Origin of the sequence: Methylobacterium phyllostachyos (assembly GCF_900103445.1) — a bacterium.
In the GTDB taxonomy this organism is placed as follows: Bacteria; Pseudomonadota; Alphaproteobacteria; order Rhizobiales; family Beijerinckiaceae; genus Methylobacterium; species Methylobacterium phyllostachyos.
The window spans coordinates 238,031-263,050 of the sequence record NZ_FNHS01000003.1 but is presented as its reverse complement, the minus strand read 5'-3'; the positions used below and the strand labels follow the sequence as shown (position 1 = coordinate 263,050).

The window sequence follows — 25,020 nt, the reverse complement described above, 5'->3', positions numbered from 1 at the left end:
GCTGCTTGCCGGGGTGCATACCCCTGCGGGACGGCGTCAGGGCGCCGTCTTGGCGTCACGGTTTCACGGAGGTGTCGGCGCGGTTTGGGTCGGTGAGCTGGATCGTCCAGCTCTTCTGCTCCCCGGTATCGACCTCGAAGAAGCCGTTGCGGTCATAGCCCCGGGCCAGACAATCCTCGATCCCGCGGATCGTGAATTCCGAATCGCGGGTGCACATCAGGGACCGCCCGTTCCACTCGCCGCCGCGCGTGTAATCGACCGCGAAGACGTAATAGAACCGCGCCGCCAGCGCACCCTTGAGCAACGTCTCGCACGCCTTGGGCGCGAGGTCCCACCACCCCTCCGTGACCCAGCCCTGCGGATCACGGTAGCCCAGCGAAATGCCAACCTTGCTCCCGGTCTGGTTACACAGGCGCAGGTCGGCCTTTGCGGGACTCGCGCAGAGCAGCGCGAGCCCGACCGCCGTGAATGCAGGGATGACCTGTGCCGCGGGAACGCGAAGCCGGGAGAACCACCTCGGATACCGAGACCGGGACGATGCTCCAGGCCGCTGGTCTTGCATCATCCGTCGCCGGACGCTGAAGCCCACCTTTCGAGTTGATGCTTCAATTGACGAGGATGATGCGGCAGTCGTTGACATTGGTACAGGTCGGGCCGGGGTTCACGAGGTCGCCGAGGGCCGCGAAGAACGCGGTCGAGTCGTTCTGGTCCAGCATCGCGGCCGGGTCGAGGCCAGCAGCGCGGGCCCGCGCAAGGGTCGTGGGATCGACGATGCCGCCCGCCGGGTCGGTGGCGTGCCCGCGGCCGCCATCCGTGCCGTCTGTATCGGCGCTGATACCGGAGATGCCCGGCTCCCCGGCCAACGCCAAGGCGAGGGCCATCGCGTATTCCTGGTTGGGGCCGCCATTGCCCTCCCCCCGGATCGTCACGGTGAGTTCACCGCCCGAGATCAGCGCCACCCGTTGGCCGGCTTGCCGGTAGCGCTTGGCCGCGACGGCGTGCTCGGCCGCGACTTCGCGGGCCTCACCCTCCAGATCGGCTCCCAGCATCACCGGCTCGTAACCCGCCGCGCGAGCCCCCGCCGCCGCCGCATTCAGGGCGTCGATAGGGCGGGCGATGATGCGGTATTCTGCCCGGGCGAAGGCCGGATCGCCCGCCTTCGGGGTCTCGTTGTTGGGATCATTGAGCAGGCGGACCGCCTCTTCCGGCAGCGGGATGCCGCGGCGCTCGCAGATCGCGCGGGCGTCGGCCAGGGTGGACGGATCGGGCACGGTCGGACCCGAGGCGATCACCGCCGGATCGTCGAAGGGCACGTCCGAGATCGCCAGCGTGAGGATCCGCCTTGCGTTGCGCGCCGCGAGGGCAAGCCGCCCCCCCTTGATCCGGGAGATATGCTTGCGCACCGTGTTGATCTCGCCGATCGGGGCACCGGAGCGCAGCATCGCGCGGGTGATCGCCTGCTTCTCGGCAAGTGTCAGGTCGCCGGCCGGGGCGATCCAGTTGGCCGAGCCGCCGCCGGAGAGCAGCACCAAGACCTCGTCGTCCGGGCCGGCTTCGGTGGCGAGCCGCAGGGCCTCCTTGGTCGCCGCGATGCCGGCTTCGTCGGGAACGGGGTGGCCTGCCTCGACCATATGGATCCCCGGCGCGTCCTGCCCGTAGCCGTGCCGTGCCACCGCAAGCCCCACGATCCGGTCGTCGCCGAGCCCGTGCTGCTGCCGATAGAACCGGCTCGCCACCGCGCTCATGCTGCCCGCGGCCTTGCCTGCGCCTAGGATGATCAGCCGGCCCGGACTCGGCTCAGGCAGGTGCGGCGGCAGGGCGAGATCGGGATGCGCCGCCCGGATCGCCGCCGTGAGGAGGCTGTCGAGCAGCGCGCGCTGCGCCAGGATGGCGGGATCGGCGGCGGGCGGGACGGTCTCGGTCATGGCGTCGGACGGGCTCCTCTCTGCCGATCGCACGATCCCCGCCCGTTCTTTCGCAGGCGGCGGGCCCGTTTCTTGCCGTGAGCGCACGATCCTTGATAGGTGATCTGCCCGAGCGGCCGCGCCACGGCAAGCGCCATCGACATCCCCGCACAGAGTTGAAGACCTGGAGCCCCGTGACCTGCCCGGAGACTGAAGCCGCCACCGCTCCGCATCCCTGCGAGATCATACCGGGCGATCCGGCTTGTGGCCTCGTCATCGCCTGCGACCACGCCTCGAACCACGTCCCACCGGATATCGCGCTGGGGCTGCCGGCCTCCGAATTTGCCCGGCACATCGCCTACGATATCGGCGCCGCGGCGGTGACCCGGAGCCTGGCGGCGCAACTCGGCGCGCCCGCGATCCTGACGAACTTCTCCCGCCTGATCATCGACCCGAACCGGGGCCGCGCAGACCCGACGCTGGTGATGCGCCTCTCCGACGGGGCCGTGGTGCCGGGCAACGCCGGGATCGACGAGGCTGGTAAGCAGGAGCGGATCGCCCGCTTCTACGCGCCGTTCGATGCTGCCCTCGACGGGGCGATCGCTGCCGCCGTCGCGACCGGCCGGCCGCCCGCGCTCCTGACCATGCACAGTTTCACGCCGTACTGGCGCGGCATCCCGCGGCCATGGCAGGTCGGCATCCTGTACGATCGGGACGAGCGCTTCGCCCGCCCGCTGATCCAGGCGCTCCAGGCCGATCCGGCCGGGCTGAATGTCGGCGACAACCAGCCCTACGGCGGCGGCCTGCCGGGCGACACGATCGACCGCCACGCCACCGCGCGAGGTCTGCCGAACGCCCTGGTGGAGATCCGCCAGGATCTGATCGCCGGCGAGGCCGGTCAGGCGGAATGGGCTGCGCGCTTCGCCCGGATCCTGCGGCCGCTGATGGTGGCTTGATCCGGACGCCCCGGGTACCGAAATCCGGGGCCGTACGCGAAGAAGGCAGGCGATTGATGAATGATCTCGAAGCACGCACGCAGGTCGAACTCGAAGCAGCCGTCTTCCGGCGGCTGGTGGCCCATCTGCGGACGCGGACCGATGTGCAAAACATCGATTTGATGAATCTGGCTGGCTTCTGCCGGAACTGCCTGTCCAATTGGCTGAAGGACGCCGCTGACGAGAAGGGCGTGGTGCTAACCAAGGACGAAAGCCGCAAGGCGGTCTACGGCATGCCGTATGACGAATGGAAGGCGAAGTTCCAGACCGAGGCCAGCGTCGATCAGCAGGCCGGCTTCGCGGCCAACCAGGCCAAGGGGCATTGAAGCGCCGCGAATCGGTTCAGCTTCCGGTAAGTTCGGCCCGTTAACCACGGGTCAGGGCGCAACTGCGCCGTGTAGTCCGGAGAGCCCCATGAACGCCCATTCGATGCCCACCGCCGCTGCGCAGCGGCCTGGCGGCGACGTCTCCTCGGCCGAAGGCGTGGCCGCCGACGAGCTCAAGCAGTTCATCGAGCGGCTGGAGCGGCTGGAGGAAGAGAAGGCCGGCATCATGGGCGACATCAAGGAGGTGTTCGCCGAACTGAAGGGCCGGGGCTTCGACGCCAAGGCGGTGCGCACCATCCTGCGGATCCGCAAGCAGGATCACAGCGAGCGCCAGGAGCAGGAGGCCATCCTCGAGCTCTACATGCAGGCCCTCGGCATGGCGTAGGCCGTTTTGCCCGTGCCGGATATCGCGTCCGGCACGGCAGGAGGCGTCACCGGGGCCGTCAGTGAGCCTCGGTTGCCACCGGATGGGCGTCGTCGATCAGACCCAGCGTCCGTCCTGGATACCCCGCGGTGTCGAAATAGCGAGTCTCGCCAACCGTCTGATAGCGCAGGATCGTCGTCAGGCCCGTAGCGTCCGGCTGCGAGCGCAGGACGTGCGTCTCGGCCTTCGGCGTCGCGCCGTTCGCCATCGCCTCCGTGAGCACCCGGCCGACCAGCGTGCCCTTGGCGGGGATGGTGAGATCGAGGATCCGCGCGATGGTCTTGCCGAGATCGGCGTTGCTCGCCGGCACCGGACTTTCGAGGCCGGCTCGGAAGCTCGGGCCCATCGCACCCATCACGTTGCGCGTATCGGCGCGCGAGAAGCTCCCGTGCATGCCCTGACCCTGTTGCAGCACGGTGTCGGACACCTCGACCCCACAGGTGGTCGGATCAGCGCAGCCGGTCGAAAAACTCCGGAAGTTGACCACGAGGGCGGGCATCGGCGTCAGGGCCGAGCCGTCCAGGGCGATGGCCGCGAGCGGTAGGGTGCCCGGGATCGCACCCAGGGCGGCGCTGACGAACAGGCCGCTGACGTAATCCTGCTTCGACAGGGCCTCGACCACGCGCTGCGCCAGGGCCCGGTCGCCGTTCGGGATGTAGACGAGATCGGAGCCGCCATTGGCTGCCACCACCACGTCCGGTTTGGCCGGATCCGTGCCGATCAGGCCGTTCGCCCGGCTCGGAAAGCTGTCGGCCCCGAGCTTTGCGCCCTTGGCGTCCGGATCGAACAGGGTCAGGCCCAGAGCGTGCGCGATGTCGATGGCGACGAAGCCCGGCGGAAGTTGATGGCTCGGCACGCCCTTGTAGCTCTGGGTCGCGGAAAAGCTCGTCGCGCTCTCCTTGGAGATGGTCGAGAAACCGTGATCCGAGGTGAGGATCACGTCGGTCGTCTCGGCGAGACCCTGGTCCTTGAGGGCGGCGAGCAGCGTGGCGAGGTTGGTGTCGGCGTTGCGGATGGCGGCGAGGCTGGTCGGACCGTTGATGCCCGGGACCAACCGGCCAAGACTGTCGCCTTGGTTGTGCTGCGTTCCGTCCGGATCGCGCGACCAGAAGACCAGCACGAACGGATTCTTGCGCTCCTTGAACAGCGGCAGCACCGCCTTGGTGGCGACATCCGCGAAATAGGCCTGCTGATCGATGTTGGCGGAGAGGGTGCCGGGCGTCTCGGCATTGCCAGCCGGTCCGTTGGCACCGCGGGTCGGTGCCTGCACGGGCAGGCCGACGGCGGCGAGGCGGGTCTTGAGGGCGTCGCTCAGCGGGATGCCACCGGCGCGGCCGGTGCTGTCGTCGATCAGGATCGTGTCCTGGCCCGAGCGGGCGGTGTGATCGAAGACCAGGGACGGCCCGAGCTTGCCGATGCTGGCGGTCGACATCCCCTTCGCGTGCGCCGCCCGCAGGATCGTCTCCTCGTTCAGGTAATTGCCGGCAAAATGCTCATCGACATCGCCGAGCACCGGGTCGTTCTCCAGGAACGGCGTCAGGCTCTCGCCCGCGCCGGGCACCGGGAAGGCGGTGTAGATCGTGTTCCCGTACTGGCCGGTATCGCCGAGCATGTGCCCGGTCGCCATCGCGGTGGCGTTGGGCATCGTGAAGGTCGGGAACAGGGAGTGGGTGTTGGTGAACCGCACGCCGGACTTCATCAGCCGGTCCATGGTCGGGGCGTTGGCGGCGTTCACCATGCCGTAGCGCAGCCCGTCGGCGATGAAGAGCACGACGTTGCGGGGCTCGGCCCGCGCCCCGGATGCAGCCAGGAGCCCCAATCCGATCAGACAGGAAGTGAGTGCGCGCCGCACGACGAATCTCCGATGGTTCCGGAGAGCGGCGTGAGCGGAGACCGTGACAGGCGCGTGACAGGAGGTGTCGTGGGTTCAGATCATCCAGACGGAGATGCGGGCGTCCGCCCGCATCTCCGTCGCGTCCGACCTCAGGCGGCGCGCTTGGCCCGGTTCAGCAGCTTCCGGTTCACCAGCACCTCGGCGATCTGAACGGTGTTCAGCGCCGCGCCCTTGCGCAGGTTGTCCGAGACGCACCAGAAGTTCAGGCCGTTCTCGATGGTCGCGTCCTCGCGGATGCGCGAGATGTAGGTCGCGTCCTCGCCGGCCGCCTCGTGGGGCGTCATGTAGCCGCCGTTCTCGCGCTTATCGATCACCAGCACGCCGGGGGCGGCGCGCAGGATCTCGGTCGCCTTCTCGGGCGAGAGGGGCCGCTCGAACTCGACGTTCACCGCCTCGGCATGCCCGATGAAGACCGGGACGCGGACGGCGGTCGCCGTCAGCTTGATCTTCGGGTCGAGCATCTTCTTGGTCTCGGCGACCATCTTCCACTCTTCCTTCGTGTAGCCATCCTCCATGAACACATCGATGTGGGGGATGACGTTGAAGGCGATGCGCTTGGTGAACTTGCCGCCCTGCTTGATCTCGCCGGCGGTGAACACCGCGCGGGTCTGGTTGAACAGCTCGTCCATCGCCTCCTTGCCGGCGCCGGACACCGACTGGTAGGTCGAGACCACCACGCGCTTGATGGTTGCCGCCTCGTGCAGCGGCTTGAGCGCGACGACCAGCTGCGCGGTCGAGCAGTTCGGGTTGGCGATGATGTTGCGCTTGGTGAAGCCCACGATGGCGTCGGCGTTCACCTCTGGCACGATCAGCGGCACGTCGGCGTCGTAGCGGAACGCCGAGGAATTATCGATGACGACGCAGCCCTGCTGGCCGATCCGCGGCGACCACTCCTTCGAGGTCTCGCCACCGGCCGACATCAGGCAGATGTCCGTGTCGGAGAAATCGTAGGCGTCGAGCGTTTTGACCTTGAGCGTCTTGTCGCCGAAGGAGACCTCCTGCCCCTGGCTGCGGCGCGAAGCCAGAGCCACGACCTCGTCGGCGGGGAAAGCCCGCTCGGCCAGGATATCGAGCATCTCGCGGCCCACGTTGCCCGTGGCGCCGACGACGGCGACCTTGTAACCCATCTCTCGTCTCCGCGCGGAAAACCCCGACCGATCCGGGTGCCGCGCTCCTGCCAGACATATCGGCCGAAGGATCGTTCGAGCCGGACAGCGCCCGCCAAACGGGCGCGGCCGCAGACCTCATCCTGAGCGGAGGTGGGATCGACGGCCTGTCCGAGCAAGGCGCGCATGAGCGAGCACTGTCAAGGCCGTTCGCTGCGCAAGGATCGATTCACCTTAAGTCGGGGAACCCGGTGACGATTTTGGGACCGCCAGGGGAATTCAATCCTTTGCCCTGACGATCGCGGACGAACCATGAGGTTCTCTGTCCGCGGGGTATCAGGATGGCTGGATCGGGGGAGGCACGGGACGGGCGCGGCTCCGCCGGTCCCGCGGCGGGTCTGGCGGGTTGGGTTACGTTGTCGCCCGGCGCCCTCGGCCTGCGCCTCGTCGCGGCCTCGGCCCTGATCGCCCTGTTGTGCGTGTGCGCCTGGCGACCGGGCGGACGGATCCCGTCCGCTGCAATGCCGTTTGAAGCCCGCTCCCAGCCCACGGCGCCGGCCCCGCCGGCTTCGCCGCCGGTCGCCCTCGCCTTGTTCGACCTCGCGGAGCCCGGAATCGATCCGGTGCGTGTGACCGCTGGGATCGACCCCCGCACGGGTTTGCGCGAGGACGTGCTGAGCCGCGGGAATGTCGCCGCCAGCGCGGCCCCGGCACTGTGGGTGACCCTCACGCGCGGCAAGGATACGGGCCCGGCGCCGACGCTGTTCGTCCTGATGGCCCGCCGCGCTGCCACCGGGCCGGCGCTCGCGGTGATCAAGACCGGATCGCGCGACCAGATCCGGACCAAGTTCGGCGTGGTCGAAACCCTGGAGATCACGTTCGGCGGTCCCGCAACGCGGACCTGCCTCGGCTTCGTCACCCGGGAAGCCGCGTTCCGCCTCGACGGATGGACCTGCGCACCGCTCGGACACCCACCCGCAACTCAGGCCTTGGCCTGCTCGCTCGATGCGTTGAGTCTCGTCGATCTCGCCGATCCCGAAACGACGGCCGCCTTCTCGGCTCCGCCCCCCGCGTCGCGATCCTGTCCGCTGACTAAGGTCGCAGACGTATCCGGCCGGATCGGGCCGACCGGGCAACGATCGCGAAATAAAAAATGAGGCATGAGTGTGGCAAATCGCACAAGCTCAGCCATAAGAGTGGAACAACAGCTTCGCCCAAGCGTCTTATCGTCAAAGGCGCCGAACTGTTAAGCTTCGGTCGCCATACTGGTGGCACTCACACGCAAGGTTAGCCATGCGCTCGCTCAGGATCGCACTTCTCGGTGTCATTGCCGCTGCCGGCTTCGGCGCCTCCGCTCCGGCTCAAGCGCAGGACGGTTTCATCCCCGGCCCGGTCTACCGCGTCAGCCGCCCGCTCCCGATCCGGGTGCGTCCGCGGAGCTGGCTTGATGCTGGCAACGTGCCGCTGACCTCGAACGTTCCGGGCGCCGGCGGTTCGCGCAACCCGGCCCTGAACCCCTACCTGATCGCTGCCGGCAATGCGGTGCTCCCGCCCTACGGCCCGACCGATCGCTTCGGCCGCGGCATCCTGCCGGATCCGATCACCAATGGTCCGTTCATCGGCGCCCGGTCGTCGGCGATCCGCAACGTCGATCTGTCCTTCGTCGATCGGCTGGACCCGACCTCGCCGCTCTACGGCCGGCCCTACTAAGCCGATTCACCCAGACGGCTGGAATGCAACAGCGCGGGCCTTCGGGTCCGCGCTTTTCGTTTGCGCCCGCACCGCTTCGACTCTTCACCGGCGCCGGTTATCCTGTATGCCACGAAGCGCAGGCGCCGTGAGGCTGCCGAGGCCGGGATCTGAGCCATGAAGCCGTTCGATTGGGCGACCGGGTATCCGTCGCTGCGCATGCCGATGTTCGGGCGCAACTGCGTGGCGACGTCCCACGCGCTCGCGGCCCAGGCCGGGATCCAGATGCTCCAAGCCGGTGGCAATGCCGTGGATGCCGCCATTGCCACGGCCGCTGCCAAGACTTTGACGGAGCCGTGCAGCAACGGGCTCGGTTCCGACGCCTTCTGCATCCTGTGGGATGGACAGCAGCTGCACGGCCTCAACGCCTCGGGTGGAGCGCCGGCCGCGTGGACGCGGGACTACTTCCTCAAGAAGTACGGGCCGGCCGAGCGGCCGCCGATGCGCGGTTGGGACTCCGTGACGGTTCCGGGCGCGGTCGCGGCCTGGGTCGCGCTGAGCGAGCGTTTCGGCCGCTTGCCCTTCGCCGACCTGATGCAGCCGGCGATCCGCATCGCCGAGCGGGGCTATCTGGCCCCCGTCGTCGTGCAGCAGAAATGGGCGGCCGCCGCCCGGGTCGAGGCGATTACCCGCCAGCCGGGCTTTTCCGAGTTCTTCCTGCCGAAGGGCCGCGCACCGGATGTCGGCGAGCTGGTGACCTTCCCCGGCGCCGAGAAGACCCTTCGGCTGATCGGTGAGACCAAGGGCGAGGCCTTCTACCGGGGCGAGATCGCCGCGGCGATCGCCGCGCATGCGCAAGCCAATGGCGGCGCCATGACGGCAGACGACCTCGCCGCCTACAAGCCCGAATGGGTGACGCCGACCGCACAGGACTACCGCGGCTACACGCTGCACGAGATCCCGCCGAACGGACAAGGCATCGCGGCGCAGATCGCGCTGGGTATCCTCCAGCATTTCGACCTCGCCGGCCTCCCCGTGGACGGCCCGGAGGCACAGCACCTCCAGATCGAGGCGATGAAGCTCGCCTTCAGCGATACGTATCGCTACGTCGCCGATCCGCGCGGGATGGAGCTGACGCCGGAGGCGATGCTCGACCCCGCCTACCTCGCGAGCCGCGCCAAGCTGATCGACCGCAACCGCGCCCAGGTGTTCGGCCCCGGCAAGCCGCCCTCCGGTGGCACGATCTACCTCACCGCCGCCGATGAATCCGGCATGATGGTGAGCTTCATCCAGTCGAACTACATGGGCTTCGGCTCCGGCGTGGTGGTGCCCGGCTGGGGCATCTCCCTGCAGAACCGCGGCTACGGCTTCGTGCTCGATCCGGAGAGCCCCAACGTCGTCGCGCCCGGAAAGCGGCCGTTCCACACCATCATCCCGGGCTTCCTCACGCGGGACGGCGCGCCGATCATGAGCTTCGGCGTGATGGGCGGCAACATGCAGCCGCAGGGGCATGTCCAGACCCTGGTGCGCATGATCGACCACGGTCAGAATCCGCAGGCCGCCTGCGACGCGCCGCGCTGGCGCGTGAGCGATGGGCTCGACATCAACGTGGAATCGGCCATGCCGGCCGCGACCGTCGACCGGCTGAAGGCTCTGGACCACCGGCTGGAGGTGATCGAGGACAGCTACCAGGATTTCGGTGCCGGCCAGTTCATCTGGCGGATGGGCGATCCGGGGGTCGAGGGCTACGTCGCGGCGAGCGACCCGCGCCGGGACGGGCAGGCCGTGGTGTGGTGAGGCGCTACTTCAGCTGCACGCTGTCGACCAGTTGGCGGAACTTCGCGAGCACGCCGGCCCGCTGATCCTCGCGCACGACACCGAGCGCACGCAGATAGCCGTCCGGGTTGAAGCGGATGGTCTGCGAGACCACCACCGGCTGGTTGGTGGGTTGATCGACGGCGCGGGCCACGATCTCGTGCCAGTCCACGCCGTTCGAGCGGTAGCTCTGCGCCCGCTCGATCACGAAATCCTTCAGCGTCTGGTTCGACGCGAGCGCCGCGCGGGCGAAGCCGTCGCGCTGCTCGGCGGTGGGCGGCTGCTGCACAGCCTGGGCGAGCACCAGGATCGGCTGCTCCAGATTCTGCATCTGATCCTTGGGGCCCTGCGTCAGCAGCACTGAATTCCCAGCCAGCACCCGGACCGGGCGAAAGCCCGCCATGTCGCCGATCCGGAAGGGCAGCGCATCGACCTGTTGGGTCAGCGATAGCGCGGGCCGGAGGGTGACGCCGGTTACCATCCGGCGCATCGTCTCCTCGGTCTCGGCGTCGGGCAGCGCCTGGGCGATGACGAGGCCGGTCACGCCGGGCGCACCGATGACGAGAATCCACTTTCGGATCGCCGGCGCGGAGGCGTTGGGATCGGCGGGCTGCTCGCCGGTGTAGAGCATGCCCTCGTTGTCGCCGACCTTGACCTCCTCGCGCTTCTCGACCGCGAAGCCCTGGCTCAACAGGTTGGCATCGGTGAAGCCGCTGACCATCTCGGCGAAGGCATTCGGCGGCAGCTCCACGACCGACACGGTCGCGCCGCCCTCCTTGCGCTCGAACCCCGTGAAGCGGCGCGACAGCGTCATGTCGGCGGGGGGTTCGAAGCCGAAGCGGGAGCCCGGCGGGTAGACCGGCTCCCCGGCCCACGCCGCGGTGCCGACGACCAGACTCGTCAGCGTGAGGAGCCGCCCGAGACGCAGCGACAGGTTACGCACCAGCATGAGCCTTCGTGTCTCCCGGGTAGCCCGTCGGGCGCCACCTCCTGCGATGCGTCAACTGCCGGGCCGCCCCTGTCAAGCGCCTGAGCAATCAGGACATTGAGAGGCCCCGTCAGCCCCACCTGCCGGTTGTCGCGCTCACCCGGCGCAGCGTGAGGTTGCACCGGCCACCGGCTGGCAAGAGCCCTGGGAGAGGGGCCTCGGTCAGCAGATCGGCGGACGGGTAGAGGCGGTCAATCCCGTGGAAGATCAGCCGCGAGACACCGCCGATCACTACGGCATCTCCGTCACTCAGACGGATCGAGCGGGTCGGATCGGCGCGCCCCAGGCCGCCGTAGCGGAACAGGGCCGGCGCCCCGAGCGAGAGCGAGACCACCGGGGCCGAGAAATCCGTCTCGTCCTTGTCCTGGTGCAGGCCCATGCGGGCGGCCGGATCGTAGAGGTTGATCAGGCAGGCCTCCGGCGGGGCCGGGTATTGCGCCAGCGCCTCCCAGGCTGCGAGCGCGGTCTCGGGGATCGCGGGCCAGGGCTGGCCGGTCTTGGGATGTGTCGGCTGGTAGCGATAGCCGTCCCGGTCCGAAACCCAGCCGAGCGGCCCGGCATTCGACATCCGCACCGAGAGGGCTCTTCCGGTGCGTGGCATCCGCGGGATGACGGGCGGGGCCGCATCGAGGACCGCGGCGACCTCGTCGGCCAGGCGGCGACGGGCCACCGGATCGAGGAAGCCCGGGTGATGGATCAGGCCCGGGGCGAGTTCCGTCGCCACTCAGCCGCCCGCATCGTCCCGGGGGAGCACGCGCTTCTCCGCGACCGTCGTGTCCGCGGCGAGCCGGTAGACCAGCGGCTCGCCGGTCTTGATCTCCAAGGTCGCGACCGCATCGCTGTCGAGGCGGTCGAGCACCATCACCAGGGCGCGCAGCGAATTGCCGTGGGCCGCCACCAGCACCCGCTCCCCGCGCATCACCCGGGGCAGGATCGCCGTGACGTAGAAGGGCAGCACCCGCGCGACCGTGTCCTTCAGGCTTTCACCGCCGGGTGGGCGCACCTCGTAGGACCGGCGCCATTGATGGACCTGTTCGTCGCCCCAGCGCTTGCGGGCCTCGTCCTTATCGAGGCCGGCGAGGTCGCCGTAATCGCGCTCGTTCAACGCGATGTCCCGCACCACCGGGATGCCGGTGAGCTCCATCGCGTCGAGCATGAGCGCAGCGGTGTGCTGGGCCCGCACCAGTCCGGAGGTGAACGCCACGTCGAACGACAGGCCCTCCCGCTTCAACAGGCGGCCGGCGGCTTCGGCCTCCGCGATACCGCGCTCGGTCAGGTCCGGATCGCGCCAGCCCGTGAACAGATTCTGACGGTTGAATGCGCTCTGACCGTGCCGGGTGAGGACCAGGACGCGTTCCATGGGATCTCCGTCAGAAGCCGAGCACGTCCGCCATGGTGTAGAGCCCCGGGGGCTTCGGATGCGCCCAGAGCGCGGCCTTGACCGCCCCCGTGGCGAACAGGCCCCGGTCGGCGGCGTGGTGGCTGATCGTCAGGCTCTCGCCCGCACCAGCGAAGATCACGCTGTGATCCCCCACCACCGTGCCGCCCCGCAGGGTCGCGAAGCCGATATCGCCGGTTTTGCGCGCACCGGTATGACCGTCCCGCGTCGAGACGCGGACCGCCTTCAGATCCACACCCCGGCCCTCGGCGGCGGCCTCGCCCAGCATCAAAGCCGTGCCGGAGGGGGCATCCACCTTCATACGGTGGTGCATCTCGCAGATCTCGATATCGAACTCGTCGCCGAGCGATTTCGCGACGCGGCGCACCAGCTCGGCCATCAGGTTGATGCCGAGCGACATGTTGCCCGACTGCACGATCCGCGCGTGATAAGAGGCCGCCTTCAGCTTCTCGCGGTCGTCCTCCGACAGGCCCGTGGTCCCCACCACGTGGACGATGCGGGCCTGGGCGGCCAGCTCGGCAAAGTGAATGGTGGCCGCGGGCGTCGTGAAGTCGAGCACGCCGTCGGCGGCGGCGAACGCTTCGAGGGGGTTGTCGGTCACGGCTACGTTCAGAGGGGGGAGGCCTGCGAGGCTTCCCGCATCCTGGCCCAGGGCGGGTGAGCCCGGCCGCTCGATCGCCGCGGAGAGCGTGCAGCCCTCCGCTTCCGCTACGGCCCGCACCAGCATCCGCCCCATGCGCCCATCGGCGCCCACCACGACGAGCCGCATCCCGGTTTTCGCCCTCGTATCTCGATAAAGGGCGCCAGCTCGGCGCCCTCCCCTCTGCCTAGCGGATCCATGCGTTTCGGTCGAACTTCAAGAGCTCGAGTTGCATGCGCATTTCCCCTCCCCCTTGTGGGGAAGGGGCCAGGGTTGGGTGTGGTTCAGCATAAGGCGCAGCGGTGCCATCTGCACCACCCCCACCTCCAATGCCTCCCCACAGGGGGAGGAGAGAGTGCCTGGGCCCGCGAAATTTGAATAACGGAGCCCGAACTGGGTCAATCCTTCTCGGGGGCGATCGGCTCGAGCCCGCCGATGTGGCGTTGGGCGTAAAGCGGCAGGCCGATCTGCTTGATCAGGTCGAGCTGCGTCTCAAGGAAGTCGATGTGCCCCTCCTCGTCCTCGGCCAGCTCCTCGAACAGGCGCATGGACACGCGATCGTTGATCGAATCACAGTACTGCGCGGCTTCGAGATAGAGGTTGCGCGCGCCGTGCTCGGCGGCGAGATCGCACTCGATCACCTCCTGGACGTTCTGGCCGATCCGCAGAGGCTCCAGCTCTTGCAGGTTCGGGAAACCTTCGAGGAACAGGATCCGATCGATGAACCGATCGGCATGATTCATCTCCTCGATCGACTCTTTGCGCCAGAATTTGGCGAGGTCGATGTAACCCCAGTTGTTCAGCATGCGGAAGTGCAGCCAGTACTGGCTGACGGCCGTCAACTCGCTGCGCAGGCCACGGTTGAGATACTCGATAACCTTGGTGTCGCCCTTCATGGCCCCCGAACTCCTTACCGTCTACTCAGGCGGGGGCAGTCACGTCAGACGGCGACTCCCTCATCCGCAGTTTGGAATAAAACCAAACTGCAAGCTTGAGCGCAAGCCGCGGAGCAGGAATGGCTGTCGTCCGGGGCGTCGTCCTGGCCGAGCGCGCTGCGCATGATCGCCCGGATGGTCCGCGCGCAGCGTCCGCATTTCGGGCTGCATCCGAGGCAGGCATAGACCTGCGCGGGCGTTCGTGGACAACCCGGCCCCGGGCTCAGACAGGACCGAACGGCGCCGTCGGAAATGACATTGCAAGAACAGACGATCATGCGCCCAGCAGATCCCGCCTTCTTCCAGCGCGACCCGAGTCTGCGGGCCGAGCCACGTCCTCCGCCAGTTTAGAAAAATTGAAAAGTGGCGTCTTTTCAATATCTTACCGGTCTTCCTCGGAGATGGCACCCGGCGGTCGCTCGGTCAAGGGAAGGGTTTTGCCTTCTAGGGACTGCTGCGCGCGCGGACACGGCGCGTGCTGTCAGCGCGCGAGTTCACGCAACCCCAAGCGAATCAGCACCTTCGCTTCGGCATCGGGGCCGGCCTCCTTCAAGGCGGCGGCGATCGCCGTCGCGGCCTGGACTTGCGGGTAGCCGAGATTGACCAGGGCCGACACCGCATCGCCCACGGGACCGGAGGTGGTGCTGGTCTCGTCGGCGCCGGTCAGGGCGACCAGGGCCGGGTCGATCGGGGCGAAGGCGGGGGCCTTGTCCTTCAGCTCGGCCGCCAGCCGGGCGGCGAGTCGCGGGCCGACCCCGGGGGCGCGGCTGATCGCGCCCTTATCCCCCGTCGCGATGGCACCGGCCAGCGCCTCGGGCTCCAGCACCGAGAGGACGCCGAGGGCTACCCGGGCGCCGACGCCCTGCACGGTCTGGAGCAGGCGGAACCATTCCCGTTCCGCATCGGATCGGAAGCCGTACAGGCGGATCATGTCCTCGCGGACATGGGTCTCGATGGAGAGATCCGCCGGCTCGCCGACCTTCGGCATGCGCTGGAGAGTCCGCGCCGAGCAATGCACGACGTATCCGACCCCCGAGACATCGAGGATCACGAAATCCTCGCCGAACGAATCCACGATGCCCTTCAGTTTTCCGATCATTTTCACGCCTGCCCGCTGGTGCGGATTGCCTACAGAAGCGCGCGCAGGTCCGCCAGACGCGCTTGAGCCTGCCTGGACTTCGTGAAATCAGGGGCGCCCCGACGACCGAGCTTGGCCGGCCATCCGGGGACAACGCTGGGGGGACGACCATGCGCGCGCCACTTCTTGCCCTGTTGGGCCTTCTGTCCCTCGCCCCGGCGCGGGCGGCGGACGATCCCGCTCCGGTCGCACCGAGCGCCGACCCCACGCAGGTGCGGCCGGGGGCCTACGTGCTTGATCCCGATCACGGCAAGATCACGTGGTCGGTCTCGCATCTCGGCTACTCGACCTATTACGGTCAGTTCACCGGCCTGACCGGCACGCTCACCCTCGATCCGAAGGCGCCGGAGAAGAGCCAGCTCTCGGTCAGCGTGCCGCTTGGCGGCGTCATCACCGGCAGCACCCGCCTGAACGAGCGGCTCGCGACGCCGGACTTCTTCGACACGGCCAAGTTCCCTTCGGCGAGCTTCACCGCCACCAAGGTGGAACCGACCAGCCCGACCACGGCGCGCATCACCGGCGACCTGAACCTGCGGGGCACGGTGCGGCCGTTCGCGATCGACGCGACCTTCAATCAGGCCGGGATCCATCCGGTGGACCAGCGCTATACAGTCGGGTTCGACGGGCGGGCGGTGATCAAGCGCTCCGATTTCGGCATCAACGCCTACCTGCCGCAACTTGGCGACGAGGTGGCGTTGCGGATCGAGGGCGAGTTCAAGGCAGCGCCGTAGCGCCAGGCAGGTCGTGTTTCTCTCAGAGGAGAGAACGGCACCGGGCGTTTCCCTCCCTCTGTGGGGGGTGGGAGACCTGCGGCAGGTTCGGATTATCAGACCTGTCGATCGGACGCGGATCGCAAACCCCGATTGCGGAGACTTCCACGATGCGGATGGCCTCGATTCTCCTGGCTCTTCTCCTCGCCGGCCCGGCCGTCGCGCAGGTGCCTGCCGCCCCGGCGCCCGCCCCGGCTTCGCCCCTCGACAGCTACGCCGACGCCGCAACGACGACGATCATCGCCGAGCAATCCTGCCCCGGCGTGCAGATGAAAGCCGGCCAGCTCACGAACCTGCGCCTGGCGGCCCGGGTCAATACCGGACAGGAACCAGCGCTTCAGGAGAAGCTGCGGACACGCGCGACGCAGGTTCGCCAGCAGCTCGCCGAGGTCGGCCGGGATGCCTGGTGTGCGAACGCGCTGGCGGCCTTCGGGCCGGATGGGACCGTCGCCAGGGGTGTCCTGGTGCCGAACGCACGCATCCGCTGAGGATTGACACGCGGCTGCCCCGCCCCTACTGACCCCGCATGGCGCGCGGCCTCACAAGGGGTCCGCGCGTTTCGCGTTGTCCGGGCTCAAGCCCGTTCAATGACTTCAAACAAGAAGCCGGTCCAGGGGCAGCCGCCCCGGAGGCCGTTCGAGAACACGAGAGAACGATGTTCGCAGTCATCAAGACGGGCGGTAAGCAGTACCGCGTCGCCGCCAACGACACCATCACCATCGCGTCGCTCGCGGGCGAGGCCGGCGAGGCCGTGACCTTCGGCGAGGTCCTCCTGTTCGCCGACGGCGCGGGCGCCACCCAGGTCGGCGCCCCGACCCTGTCGGGCATCAGCGTCACCGGCGAGATCGTGCGCCACGGCCGCGACAAGAAGGTTATCGCCTTCAAGAAGCGCCGCCGGCAGAACTCGCGCCGCAAGCGCGGTCACCGGCAGGACCACACGGTGGTGCGCATCACCGGCATCTCGGCCTGAGGTCGATCAAACGCTGGGCGCGTAACGGTCCCTGAGGACCCGATCCGCGACCGCATCGCAGCAGATCAGAATTCGGAGCTCATCCCATGGCACACAAAAAGGCTGGCGGCTCGTCCCGCAACGGTCGCGACTCGGAAGGCCGGCGCCTCGGCGTCAAGAAGTTCGGCTCGGAGGCCGTCATTCCGGGCAACATTATCGTGCGTCAGCGCGGCACCAAATGGCATCCCGGCGCCAATGTCGGCATGGGCAAGGACCACACGATCTTCGCGCTGGTACCGGGCCATGTCCGCTTCGAGACGCGCCGCGGGCGCGCCTTCGTAGGTGTTACCCCGCTGGCCGAGGCCGCGGAATAAGAGGCGGGCGCCCAGAGTGGCGAAGCTGGCGTCCCGCCCGGTGTCCCACACCGGACCGGAGACGTCGTAGCCGAGCCCCTGGACGGGTCGGATCGGACGGAACCCCGGGGAGGATGGGACGCCATCCTCCCCTTCGTCGTCTTGAGGCGGTGCCCCGGAGCCGGGCGCATCGCCCTGCGAGGGCACGATGTTCCCCGATCTGACCCGTGACGATGTTTTCCGAATCGAGACGCGGCGGCTGTGGCTGCGTTGGCCGACCGCAAAGGACATCCCCGCCATCGTGACGCTCGCGGGCGAGCGCGACGTGGCCGAAATGACGGCCCACATCCCGCACCCGCTGACGCGGTCCGACGTCGATGAGTTCCTCATCAAGGTCCGCGGCGCCAACAGCGCCGGTACGGGGTTGACCCTCGCCCTCGCACGTCGCGAGAGCCCCTGCAGCCTGATCGGCCTGATCGGGATCGCGGCCGCCGACGGTACGCCGCATCTCGGCTACTGGCTCGGCCGGCCCTGGTGGGGGAACGGGCTGATGAGCGAGGCCGCGTCAGGTCTGGTCCATGCCTTCTTCGCGTATACCGGCGGGGACAGGCTGACGGTCGGTGCCCTGCCCGAGAATCGCGCCTCGCAGCGGGTGATCGCGAAGACCGGGTTCGGCTGGACGGAACGCCGTTCGACACCGTGCCCGGCACGGGGCGGTCCACGGCAGCTGGACTGGTTCGCCCTGGACCGCGCTGGGTGGGCCGGGCACCAGACGGTGACCGCACCGGTTCCGGATCTGGCTCTGGCCTCCTGAACGAGGGGATCGGCGCGGATCGGTGCCGCATCTTATATTGAGCGCGGGGCCGCTTCCGAGCGGCCCGCAGGCATGAGAGACGACCCGTGAAATTCCTCGACGAAGCCAAGGTCTATGTCCGCTCCGGCGACGGCGGTCCCGGCTGCGTCTCGTTCCGCCGGGAAAAGTTCATCGAGTTCGGGGGGCCGAACGGGGGCGATGGCGGCCGCGGCGGCGATGTCTGGGTGGAGTGCGTCGAGGGGCTCAACACCCTGATCGACTACCGCTACCAGCAGCACTTCAAGGCCAAGAAAGGCGAGCACGGCATGGGCTCGAACTGCCACGGCGCCAATGGCGCCGACACGGTGCTGAAGGTCCCGGCCGGCACGCAGATCTTCTCGGAGGACGGCGAGACCCTTCTCGCCGATCTGACCGAGGTCGGTCAGCGGATCCGGCTGGCCAAGGGTGGCAACGGCGGTTTCGGCAACGCCTACTTCACCACCTCGACGAACCGCGCCCCGAAGCACGCTAATCCGGGCCTGGAAGGCCAGGAGATGTGGATCTGGCTGCGGCTGAAGCTGATCGCCGATGCCGGCCTCGTGGGCCTGCCCAATGCGGGTAAGTCCACCTTTCTGGCCAGCGTCACGGCCGCCAAGCCGAAGATCGCCGATTATCCGTTCACGACGCTGCATCCGGGCCTCGGCGTGGTCCGCTCGGACGGGCGCGAATTCGTGCTCGCCGACATCCCCGGCCTGATCGAGGGTGCGCACGAGGGCGTCGGCCTCGGCGACCGGTTCCTGGCCCATGTCGAGCGCTGCCGGGTGCTGCTGCATCTCGTCGACGGCACGAGCGAGCATGCCGGCAAGACCTACAAGCTGGTGCGTGGCGAGATCGAGGCCTACGGCAACGGCCTGGCGGAGAAGCCCGAGATCGTGGCGCTCTCCAAGGCCGACGCGCTCGATGCCGAGACGCTCAAGAGCCAGGTCGCCAAGCTGAAGCGCGCCGCCGGCCGCGCGCCGCTGGTCCTGTCCTCGGCGAGCAGGAAGGGCGTGCCGGAAGCGCTTCGGGCGCTCCAGGCCGAGATCGACGCCAGTGCTGAGGCGGACAAGGAGCCTGTGGCCGCTTGGCAGCCGTGAGAGGCGGAAGCCATCGACATCCGTGTTGAGCCGGGAGGGGCCGCCTTGAAGGTCCCTGCCGGCCTTTCGATTTGCTACGCGATCAACCCTGCTTCAGCTTGGCGATCGTCTCCGCGGGCACCCCGGCGAAGTTGTTGGCCACGAGGTAGTTCGGGCTCGCCTTGATCCAGGCATCGAGGTCGATCTCCTCGAACTTGCCGTTGTCCCAGGTCTGGATGATCTCCAGATCCTCGTCGCCGACATTCTTGATCGCGTGGCCGAAGCCCATCGGGATGTAGGCCACGTCGCCGGGCACAAAGTCCGCCACCTTGCCGCGACCGCCCGAGCCGAACAAAGCCACCTGGCCCTTCCCCTTCAGGTAAAAGTGCCACTCGTTAGCATTCACGTTCCAATGGAACTTGCGCATCTGGCCGGGACGGATCGTCATCACGCCACCCGACATCGACTTGGAGACCGGCCACTCATCGACCGTCGCCAGCCGGAAGGTGCCGCCATCGAAGTCTCGCACCGCCCGCGGATCTTTCAGCAGCCGGAACTTGTGCGTGGATTCCTTAGGCCAGGGCGCGTCGAGGGCCTGCGAGATCGGGATCACCGGGCCGGCCTGAATGTAGGCCTCACCCTTGGGGAAGGCGTTGAGGGCTTCCTTCGGCAGGCCGAAGTCGAGCGCCAGCATGTCCTTCGGCGACACGTCGATCCAATCGGTGATTGAGAAGGTGCCGTGCTCAGAGAAGGCGCCGTTGTCGAACGACAGGATGAAGTGGCAGGGCTTGTCGCCGATCGTCTGGATCGAGTGGCCGTGGCCCTTGGGGAAGAACCAGAGGTCACCCGGCTCGTAGTTGTTGATCTCGCTGGCCCCCGACGGGTCGAGGACCACGGTCTGGCAGCGTCCGTCGATCACGTAGGCCCATTCGGCCGCGATCGCGTGCCAGTGCAGTTCGCGGGACGCGCCCGGATCGAGGAACATGTGGACGCCCGCGATCCCCTTGCTGATGGGGAACTGGTGAACGGTGGCCTCCTTGGCCCAGCCGCCGGACGTGATCTTGGGCACGTTGCCGTCGAGGGAGAAACGGAAGTCGGGCATGGCGCCGACATCCTTGGGGTCATGGTAGGCGACCTGCGCCCCCGGAGGCAGCTGCTGGACGTCGCGGCCGAAGCCGCCGGCTCCCGCTGGCCCATGATCGGTGGCACCGCCGGCTGCGGCAGCCTGTTGCGTGAGGGCGACGAGACCACCGGCTCCGAGAGCCGCAGTCCCGAGAAACGCGCGTCGATTCGCGTCCATCGTAAAGGTGTCCTGTGTGGGGTCTGGCCGGAACGCCCATTGCGTTCCCACAGCGCTGCAGCGTGCCATGCACGGTGCTCGCTCTTGCGCTGCAATAAAGATATTTTGCATACCACATACTCACGAGGTCGTGAGGGATGAGGACGCTGTTTCGAACGTGTCAGCTGCAATCGGTTGCGTGGCGAAGACGGCTGTGCAACGGGGCGCACTTCGTCCAAACCGCGCGGACGCCGCCCTGTTCGCCAGAAACATGATCCCGTCTCTCGAAGATTTCCGCCGCATCGTCATCAAGGTCGGATCGGCGCTGCTGGTCGACCGCAACGCCGGCCGTCTTCGGCATGCTTGGCTCGCGGCCCTCGCTGAAGACATCGCCGAGCTGCACGCCCGCGGGGTCGACGTGCTGGTCGTGTCCTCCGGCAGCATCGCCCTCGGGCGTACGGTGCTGGGGCTGCCCCCCGGTCCGCTGCGGCTGGAGGAGAGCCAGGGCGCGGCTTCCGTGGGACAGATCACCCTGGCCCGGCATTGGGCCGAGGCGCTCGGCCATCACGGCATCGTGGCCGGCCAGATCCTCGTGACGCCGCAGGATACGGAGGAGCGGCGCCGCTACCTCAACGCCCGCGCGACCGTGCTGAAGCTCCTTGAAATGCGCGCCGTGCCGGTCGTCAACGAGAACGACACGGTGGCGACCTCCGAGATCCGCTACGGCGACAACGACCGCTTGGCCGCCCGGGTCGCCACGATGATCGACGCCGACGTGCTGGTCCTGTTCTCCGATATCGACGGCCTTTACACCGCGCCGCCGAAGAGTGATCCGCATGCGCGCCATCTAGCGACCGTCGAGCGGATCACTGCGGAGATCGAGGCCATGGCGGGTGGGCCGGCCTCCGAGCTGTCGCGGGGCGGTATGCGCACCAAGGTCGAGGCGGCCAAGATCGCCGTCTCGGGCGGCACCCATCTGGTGATCGCAGACGGACGGGCTAAGAACCCGTTGAAGGCGGTCCGCGAGGGTGCGCGCTGCACGTGGTTCCTGTCCGGGTCCACGCCGACGGCGGCGCGCAAGACGTGGATCGCCGGGTCCCTCGAAACCCGGGGCTCTCTCACGATCGATTCCGGCGCCTTGCAGGCGCTGCGGGGCGGCGCCAGCCTTCTGCCGGTGGGTGTCCGGGCCATCGAGGGCAGCTTCTCCCGCGGCGATGCCGTGGAGATCCGCGATCCAGAGGGTCGTGCCCTGGGGCGCGGCCTCGTCGCCTACGACAATGCTGAGGCCGCGCTGATCATTGGACATCCGAGCGCCCGGATCCCGGACCTGCTCAATTATCCCGGGCGTGCCTGGATGGTGCATCGCGATGACTTAGCGTTGTTCTAAGAATGCTGTGATCGATCTGCATTGAGGTCGCCCGATCCGCGCTCAGTATTGTTGTCCCGGGTGCCGCGGCGCACTTGTCGGCGCGCGGCGCGTTGTGCAAAGACGGCCGCCTGCCCTGTCGCGCCGATGAACGGCCGTCGCGAACCGAGGACGCCAGCGTGCCCGTCCTGAACCTGAGATCGGACTTCGCCGAGGGCGACACGCTGCCGGAGCAGATGGCGGCGATCGGCCGCCGCGCCCGGGCCGCTGCGCGGCAGATGGCTCTGGCCTCTGCCCAGGCCAAGGATATCGCCCTGAAGGCGATCGCCGAGCGGCTGCGGGCGAACCGGGACGAGATCCTGGCCGAGAACGCCCGCGACGTGGCGGCAGCCCGCAACGCCGGCCAGAGTGCAGCGCTGATCGACCGTCTGACCCTCGATCCCGGCCGCCTCGCCGCCATGGCGGATGCGGTGGAGAAGATCGGCTCGCTGGCCGATCCGGTCGGGCGCCAGCTCGCCGCCATCGAGCGGCCGAACGGCCTCCTGATCGAGCGGATCGCGGTGCCCCTCGGCGTGATCGGCGTGATCTTCGAGAGCCGCCCCAACGTCACGGCCGATGCCGGGGCCCTATGCCTGAAGGCCGGCAACGCCGCGATCCTGCGGGCTGGCTCGGACAGTCACCGCAGCGCGATGGCGATCGCCCGGGCGATGAGCCAGGGGCTAGCCGATGCCGGTCTGCCCGCCGACGCGATCCAGCTCGTGCCGACCCGCGACCGGACGGCGGTGGGCCTGATGCTGTCCGGCCTCGACGGCTGCGTCGATGTGATCGTGCCCCGGGGCGGCCGCGGCCTCGTGGCCCGCGTCCAGCAGGAGGCGCGGGTGCCGGTCTTCGCCCATCTCGACGGGATCAACCACGTCTACGTCGCGGCCGGGGCCGATCTCGACATGGCGCGGACCGTGCTGCTCAACAGCAAGATGCGCCGCACCAGCGTCTGCGGGGCCGCCGAGACCTTGCTGGTCGATCGCGCCTGCGCCGGCACGCATCTGGCGCCGCTGGTCTCCGCCCTGCTCGAAGCGGGCTGTGCCGTGCGGGGCGACGCCGCCGCGCAGGCGGTCGATCCCCGGGTGGCGGCCGCCTCCGAGGAGGACTGGCACACCGAGTATCTGGATGCCGTCATCGCGGTCCGGGTGGTCGATGGGATCGGCGCGGCGATCGAGCATATCGAGACCTACGGCTCGCATCATACCGACGCGATCATCACCCAGGACGATGCGGAGGCGACCCGCTTCCTCGCGGAGGTCGATTCCGCGATCGTGACCCACAACGCCTCCACGCAATTCGCTGATGGCGGCGAGTTCGGGTTCGGCGCCGAGATCGGCATCGCCACGGGGCGGATGCATGCCCGCGGCCCGGTGGGCGTCGAGCAGCTCACGACCTTCAAATACCGGGTTCACGGCACCGGCCAGATCCGTCCATGAGGACAGCCGAAAGCCCGGCGTGCGGCTGAGCCTGCCGCCGAGCGCCCCCGGCATGCGGATCGGCCTCTACGGCGGATCGTTCAATCCAGCGCATTTGGGCCATCGTCACGTCACCCTGATGGCGATGCGCCGGCTCGGGCTGGATCGTGTCTGGTGGCTGGTGAGCCCCGGCAATCCGCTGAAGAGCCGCAAGGCCCTCCCCACCGTCGCGGAGCGCTGCGCGCAGGCGCGCCGGATCGCCCGGCATCCGCGCATCGCCGTGACCGGAATAGAGGCGGCGCTCGGTGTGCGCTTCACCGTCCAGACCCTGCGCTTCCTCACCCGCCGATGCCCCGGTGTCCATTTCGTCTGGATTATGGGGGCCGATTCGCTCGGCACGTTCCACCGCTGGAAGGGATCCTCGGAGATCGCCCGGCTCGTGCCGATCGCGATCATAGACCGACCCGGCTCGACCATGACGCCGCTCAGCGCCCGGGCCGCCCGGCGGATGGCGCAGGCGCGCATCCCCGAGGAAGCCGCCGCGACGCTTGCGCTGCGCCGGCCGCCGGCCTGGACCTTCCTGCATGGGCCCCGTTCCAGCCTGTCCTCGACAGAGATCCGTAACGGTATGCAACGGCCTAGCGAGGTCGCGGCGTCAGCGCAGTTGCAATCGCCGCCCGATGCCGCCAATTTCATGCCAGCCCGCGAGGTGTGACACTGCCCCGCGGCACCACGAGGAATCAGGACGCTGCCCGAGACCATTCATACGGAGACGATCCGCACCGCCGCCCTCGATCCGGACGAGCCCGGCCGCGCGTACGCGGACAATCTCAAGGCCCTCGCTCTCGAATGCCTCGATGAGATGAAGGCTGAGGAGACGATCGCCATCGATCTGGCCGGAAAGACCTCGCTGGCTGACACGATGATCATCGCGTCGGGCCGGTCGCAGCGGCATGTTGGTTCGATCGCCGATAAGATTATCCAGGAGATGAAGAACCGGGGGTTCGGCAACGCCCGGGTGGAGGGCTTGCCGGCCTGCGACTGGGTCCTGATCGACGCGGGCGACGTGCTGGTTCATATCTTCCGGCCCGAGGTGCGGGGCTTCTACAACCTCGAGAAGATGTGGGGTGCCGATCGACCGCTCGGCGTGGCGCTCGGCTAAGCCGCTTGCGCCTCCTGCTGACGGCTGTCGGGCGGCTGAAGGCTGGCCCGGAGCGCGAACTGGCGTCACGATATCGCGACCGCGCCGCCCAATTGGGCCGCGGGCTTGGCTTCCCGTCCTGCGATAGTATCGAGCTTTCGGAATCGCGGGCACGGCGCGCCGTCGATCGCTGCGCCGAGGAGGCGGCGGCGCTCAGCGCGAATTTTCCGTCCGGCGGCGTGCTGATCGCCTACGATGAGCGGGGCCGCGCCGATATAGCCAGCGAGGCCCTGGCCGAGCGCTTGGCCGGATGGCGTGACGTGGGTCGGCCGGGGCTTACCGTGGTGATCGGTGGACCGGACGGTCTCGACGCCTCAATTCGGACGAAGGCGGAGCTGATCCTGTCGTTCGGGGCAGCCACCTTGCCCCACGGACTCGTGCGCGTGCTGGCCTTCGAACAGATCTATCGCAGCCTGACCATCCTGGCCGGTCATCCCTATCACCGGGGCGAGGCGGGCTGACCGACCGTGGCCCTCGTCGCGAT

29 protein-coding genes are annotated in these 25,020 nt (G+C 68.3%); 17 read left to right on the top strand and 12 right to left on the bottom strand.

The genetic code is table 11. The features are described 5' to 3' along the window. Positions 1 to 55 precede the first annotated feature (55 nt). Together BLQ49_RS06500 and BLQ49_RS06495 are read right to left on the bottom strand one after the other, a co-directional pair. Positions 56 to 562 carry a DUF1036 domain-containing protein gene (locus tag BLQ49_RS06500; protein WP_244507470.1) on the bottom strand — a complete coding sequence of 169 codons (507 nt, stop codon included), beginning with the start codon at positions 560 to 562 and terminating at the stop codon, positions 56 to 58. A 43-nt stretch (positions 563 to 605) separates the two neighbouring features. After that, positions 606 to 1,925, bottom strand: coding sequence for a glycerate kinase type-2 family protein (locus BLQ49_RS06495; protein ID WP_091714313.1), 1,320 nt, complete (start codon positions 1,923 to 1,925; stop codon positions 606 to 608). Positions 1,926 to 2,098: 173 nt separating this feature from the next. On the opposite strand from BLQ49_RS06495, the gene BLQ49_RS06490 reads away from it, so the two are divergent. From BLQ49_RS06490 to BLQ49_RS06480, 3 genes are all read left to right on the top strand, one after another. Next, on the top strand, positions 2,099 to 2,860 hold the full coding sequence (locus BLQ49_RS06490) for an N-formylglutamate amidohydrolase (protein ID WP_091714311.1): 762 nt from the start codon (positions 2,099 to 2,101) through the stop codon (positions 2,858 to 2,860). A gap of 56 nt (positions 2,861 to 2,916) precedes the next feature. Beyond that, positions 2,917 to 3,225, top strand: a complete 309-nt coding sequence (locus BLQ49_RS06485; protein ID WP_091714309.1) for a DUF1244 domain-containing protein — start codon at positions 2,917 to 2,919, stop codon at positions 3,223 to 3,225. 103 nt (positions 3,226 to 3,328) lie between these two features. Further along, positions 3,329 to 3,610: a DUF2312 domain-containing protein gene (locus tag BLQ49_RS06480; protein ID WP_091714535.1), complete on the top strand. Its 282-nt coding sequence runs from the start codon at positions 3,329 to 3,331 to the stop codon at positions 3,608 to 3,610. Between the two features lie 58 nt (positions 3,611 to 3,668). Here BLQ49_RS06480 and BLQ49_RS06475 read toward each other — a convergent pair whose 3' ends face one another. Beyond that, positions 3,669 to 5,501, bottom strand: coding sequence for an alkaline phosphatase family protein (locus BLQ49_RS06475; protein ID WP_091714308.1), 1,833 nt, complete (start codon positions 5,499 to 5,501; stop codon positions 3,669 to 3,671). A gap of 131 nt (positions 5,502 to 5,632) precedes the next feature. After that, complete coding sequence (locus BLQ49_RS06470) at positions 5,633 to 6,670, bottom strand: aspartate-semialdehyde dehydrogenase (RefSeq protein WP_091714306.1); 1,038 nt, start codon at positions 6,668 to 6,670, stop codon at positions 5,633 to 5,635. Positions 6,671 to 6,990: 320 nt separating this feature from the next. Between BLQ49_RS06470 and BLQ49_RS06465 the strand changes: the two genes are divergently transcribed. From BLQ49_RS06465 to BLQ49_RS06455, 3 genes are all read left to right on the top strand, one after another. After that, positions 6,991 to 7,806, top strand: a complete 816-nt coding sequence (locus BLQ49_RS06465; protein WP_244507469.1) for a hypothetical protein — start codon at positions 6,991 to 6,993, stop codon at positions 7,804 to 7,806. Between the two features lie 136 nt (positions 7,807 to 7,942). Further along, entirely contained in the window at positions 7,943 to 8,359 is a 417-nt protein-coding gene (locus tag BLQ49_RS06460) for a hypothetical protein (protein ID WP_091714304.1), read from the top strand. A gap of 156 nt (positions 8,360 to 8,515) precedes the next feature. Next, the gene (locus tag BLQ49_RS06455) at positions 8,516 to 10,135 is read left to right on the top strand and encodes a gamma-glutamyltransferase family protein (protein ID WP_091714302.1); all 1,620 of its coding nucleotides are present in this window, start codon (positions 8,516 to 8,518) and stop codon (positions 10,133 to 10,135) included. A 4-nt stretch (positions 10,136 to 10,139) separates the two neighbouring features. Here the strand turns inward: BLQ49_RS06455 and BLQ49_RS06450 are convergent, their stop codons facing one another. The 7 genes from BLQ49_RS06450 to ruvA form a co-directional block, all read right to left on the bottom strand. Next, complete coding sequence (locus tag BLQ49_RS06450) at positions 10,140 to 11,102, bottom strand: hypothetical protein (protein WP_091714301.1); 963 nt, start codon at positions 11,100 to 11,102, stop codon at positions 10,140 to 10,142. 109 nt (positions 11,103 to 11,211) lie between these two features. Further along, positions 11,212 to 11,865: an alpha-ketoglutarate-dependent dioxygenase AlkB gene (locus BLQ49_RS06445; RefSeq protein ID WP_091714299.1), complete on the bottom strand. Its 654-nt coding sequence runs from the start codon at positions 11,863 to 11,865 to the stop codon at positions 11,212 to 11,214. Beyond that, entirely contained in the window at positions 11,866 to 12,501 is a 636-nt protein-coding gene (locus tag BLQ49_RS06440; RefSeq protein ID WP_091714297.1) for a 2,3-bisphosphoglycerate-dependent phosphoglycerate mutase, read from the bottom strand. Positions 12,502 to 12,511: 10 nt separating this feature from the next. Further along, positions 12,512 to 13,309 carry a 4-hydroxy-tetrahydrodipicolinate reductase gene (gene dapB / locus BLQ49_RS06435; RefSeq protein WP_091714296.1) on the bottom strand — a complete coding sequence of 266 codons (798 nt, stop codon included), beginning with the start codon at positions 13,307 to 13,309 and terminating at the stop codon, positions 12,512 to 12,514. 269 nt (positions 13,310 to 13,578) lie between these two features. Beyond that, positions 13,579 to 14,076, bottom strand: coding sequence for a bacterioferritin (gene bfr, locus BLQ49_RS06430; protein ID WP_091714294.1), 498 nt, complete (start codon positions 14,074 to 14,076; stop codon positions 13,579 to 13,581). 44 nt (positions 14,077 to 14,120) lie between these two features. Then, positions 14,121 to 14,393, bottom strand: coding sequence for a (2Fe-2S)-binding protein (locus BLQ49_RS30185; protein ID WP_091714292.1), 273 nt, complete (start codon positions 14,391 to 14,393; stop codon positions 14,121 to 14,123). 203 nt (positions 14,394 to 14,596) lie between these two features. Then, positions 14,597 to 15,214 (bottom strand): Holliday junction branch migration protein RuvA, encoded by a 618-nt coding sequence (gene ruvA, locus BLQ49_RS06420; RefSeq protein WP_091714290.1) that lies wholly within the window; start codon positions 15,212 to 15,214, stop codon positions 14,597 to 14,599. A gap of 149 nt (positions 15,215 to 15,363) precedes the next feature. Here ruvA and BLQ49_RS06415 point away from each other — a divergent pair, with 149 nt between their 5' ends. From BLQ49_RS06415 to obgE, 6 genes are all read left to right on the top strand, one after another. Continuing rightward, positions 15,364 to 15,984, top strand: a complete 621-nt coding sequence (locus BLQ49_RS06415) for a YceI family protein (RefSeq protein WP_091714289.1) — start codon at positions 15,364 to 15,366, stop codon at positions 15,982 to 15,984. Positions 15,985 to 16,139: 155 nt separating this feature from the next. Then, positions 16,140 to 16,511 (top strand): hypothetical protein, encoded by a 372-nt coding sequence (locus BLQ49_RS06410; RefSeq protein WP_244507468.1) that lies wholly within the window; start codon positions 16,140 to 16,142, stop codon positions 16,509 to 16,511. 167 nt (positions 16,512 to 16,678) lie between these two features. Next, positions 16,679 to 16,993 carry a 50S ribosomal protein L21 gene (rplU, locus tag BLQ49_RS06405; protein ID WP_010683509.1) on the top strand — a complete coding sequence of 105 codons (315 nt, stop codon included), beginning with the start codon at positions 16,679 to 16,681 and terminating at the stop codon, positions 16,991 to 16,993. Positions 16,994 to 17,079: 86 nt separating this feature from the next. Continuing rightward, positions 17,080 to 17,346, top strand: a complete 267-nt coding sequence (gene rpmA, locus BLQ49_RS06400; RefSeq protein ID WP_012317134.1) for a 50S ribosomal protein L27 — start codon at positions 17,080 to 17,082, stop codon at positions 17,344 to 17,346. A 187-nt stretch (positions 17,347 to 17,533) separates the two neighbouring features. Then, positions 17,534 to 18,139, top strand: a complete 606-nt coding sequence (locus BLQ49_RS06395; RefSeq protein ID WP_091714286.1) for a GNAT family N-acetyltransferase — start codon at positions 17,534 to 17,536, stop codon at positions 18,137 to 18,139. 86 nt (positions 18,140 to 18,225) lie between these two features. Next, positions 18,226 to 19,254, top strand: a complete 1,029-nt coding sequence (gene obgE / locus BLQ49_RS06390; RefSeq protein ID WP_091714284.1) for a GTPase ObgE — start codon at positions 18,226 to 18,228, stop codon at positions 19,252 to 19,254. Positions 19,255 to 19,336: 82 nt separating this feature from the next. On the opposite strand, the gene BLQ49_RS06385 is transcribed toward obgE, so the two are convergent. Beyond that, the gene (locus tag BLQ49_RS06385; protein WP_091714282.1) at positions 19,337 to 20,533 is read right to left on the bottom strand and encodes a cupin domain-containing protein; all 1,197 of its coding nucleotides are present in this window, start codon (positions 20,531 to 20,533) and stop codon (positions 19,337 to 19,339) included. A gap of 250 nt (positions 20,534 to 20,783) precedes the next feature. Between BLQ49_RS06385 and proB the strand changes: the two genes are divergently transcribed. From proB to rlmH, 5 genes are all read left to right on the top strand, one after another. Continuing rightward, entirely contained in the window at positions 20,784 to 21,899 is a 1,116-nt protein-coding gene (gene proB / locus BLQ49_RS06380) for a glutamate 5-kinase (RefSeq protein ID WP_091714280.1), read from the top strand. Positions 21,900 to 22,057: 158 nt separating this feature from the next. Then, positions 22,058 to 23,356, top strand: coding sequence for a glutamate-5-semialdehyde dehydrogenase (locus tag BLQ49_RS06375; RefSeq protein ID WP_091714279.1), 1,299 nt, complete (start codon positions 22,058 to 22,060; stop codon positions 23,354 to 23,356). Positions 23,357 to 23,375: 19 nt separating this feature from the next. Further along, positions 23,376 to 24,050, top strand: coding sequence for a nicotinate-nucleotide adenylyltransferase (locus BLQ49_RS06370; RefSeq protein WP_280140946.1), 675 nt, complete (start codon positions 23,376 to 23,378; stop codon positions 24,048 to 24,050). A gap of 60 nt (positions 24,051 to 24,110) precedes the next feature. After that, complete coding sequence (gene rsfS, locus BLQ49_RS06365) at positions 24,111 to 24,497, top strand: ribosome silencing factor (protein WP_244507485.1); 387 nt, start codon at positions 24,111 to 24,113, stop codon at positions 24,495 to 24,497. A 5-nt stretch (positions 24,498 to 24,502) separates the two neighbouring features. Further along, positions 24,503 to 24,997, top strand: a complete 495-nt coding sequence (gene rlmH, locus BLQ49_RS06360) for a 23S rRNA (pseudouridine(1915)-N(3))-methyltransferase RlmH (protein ID WP_091714274.1) — start codon at positions 24,503 to 24,505, stop codon at positions 24,995 to 24,997. Positions 24,998 to 25,020 lie beyond the last annotated feature (23 nt).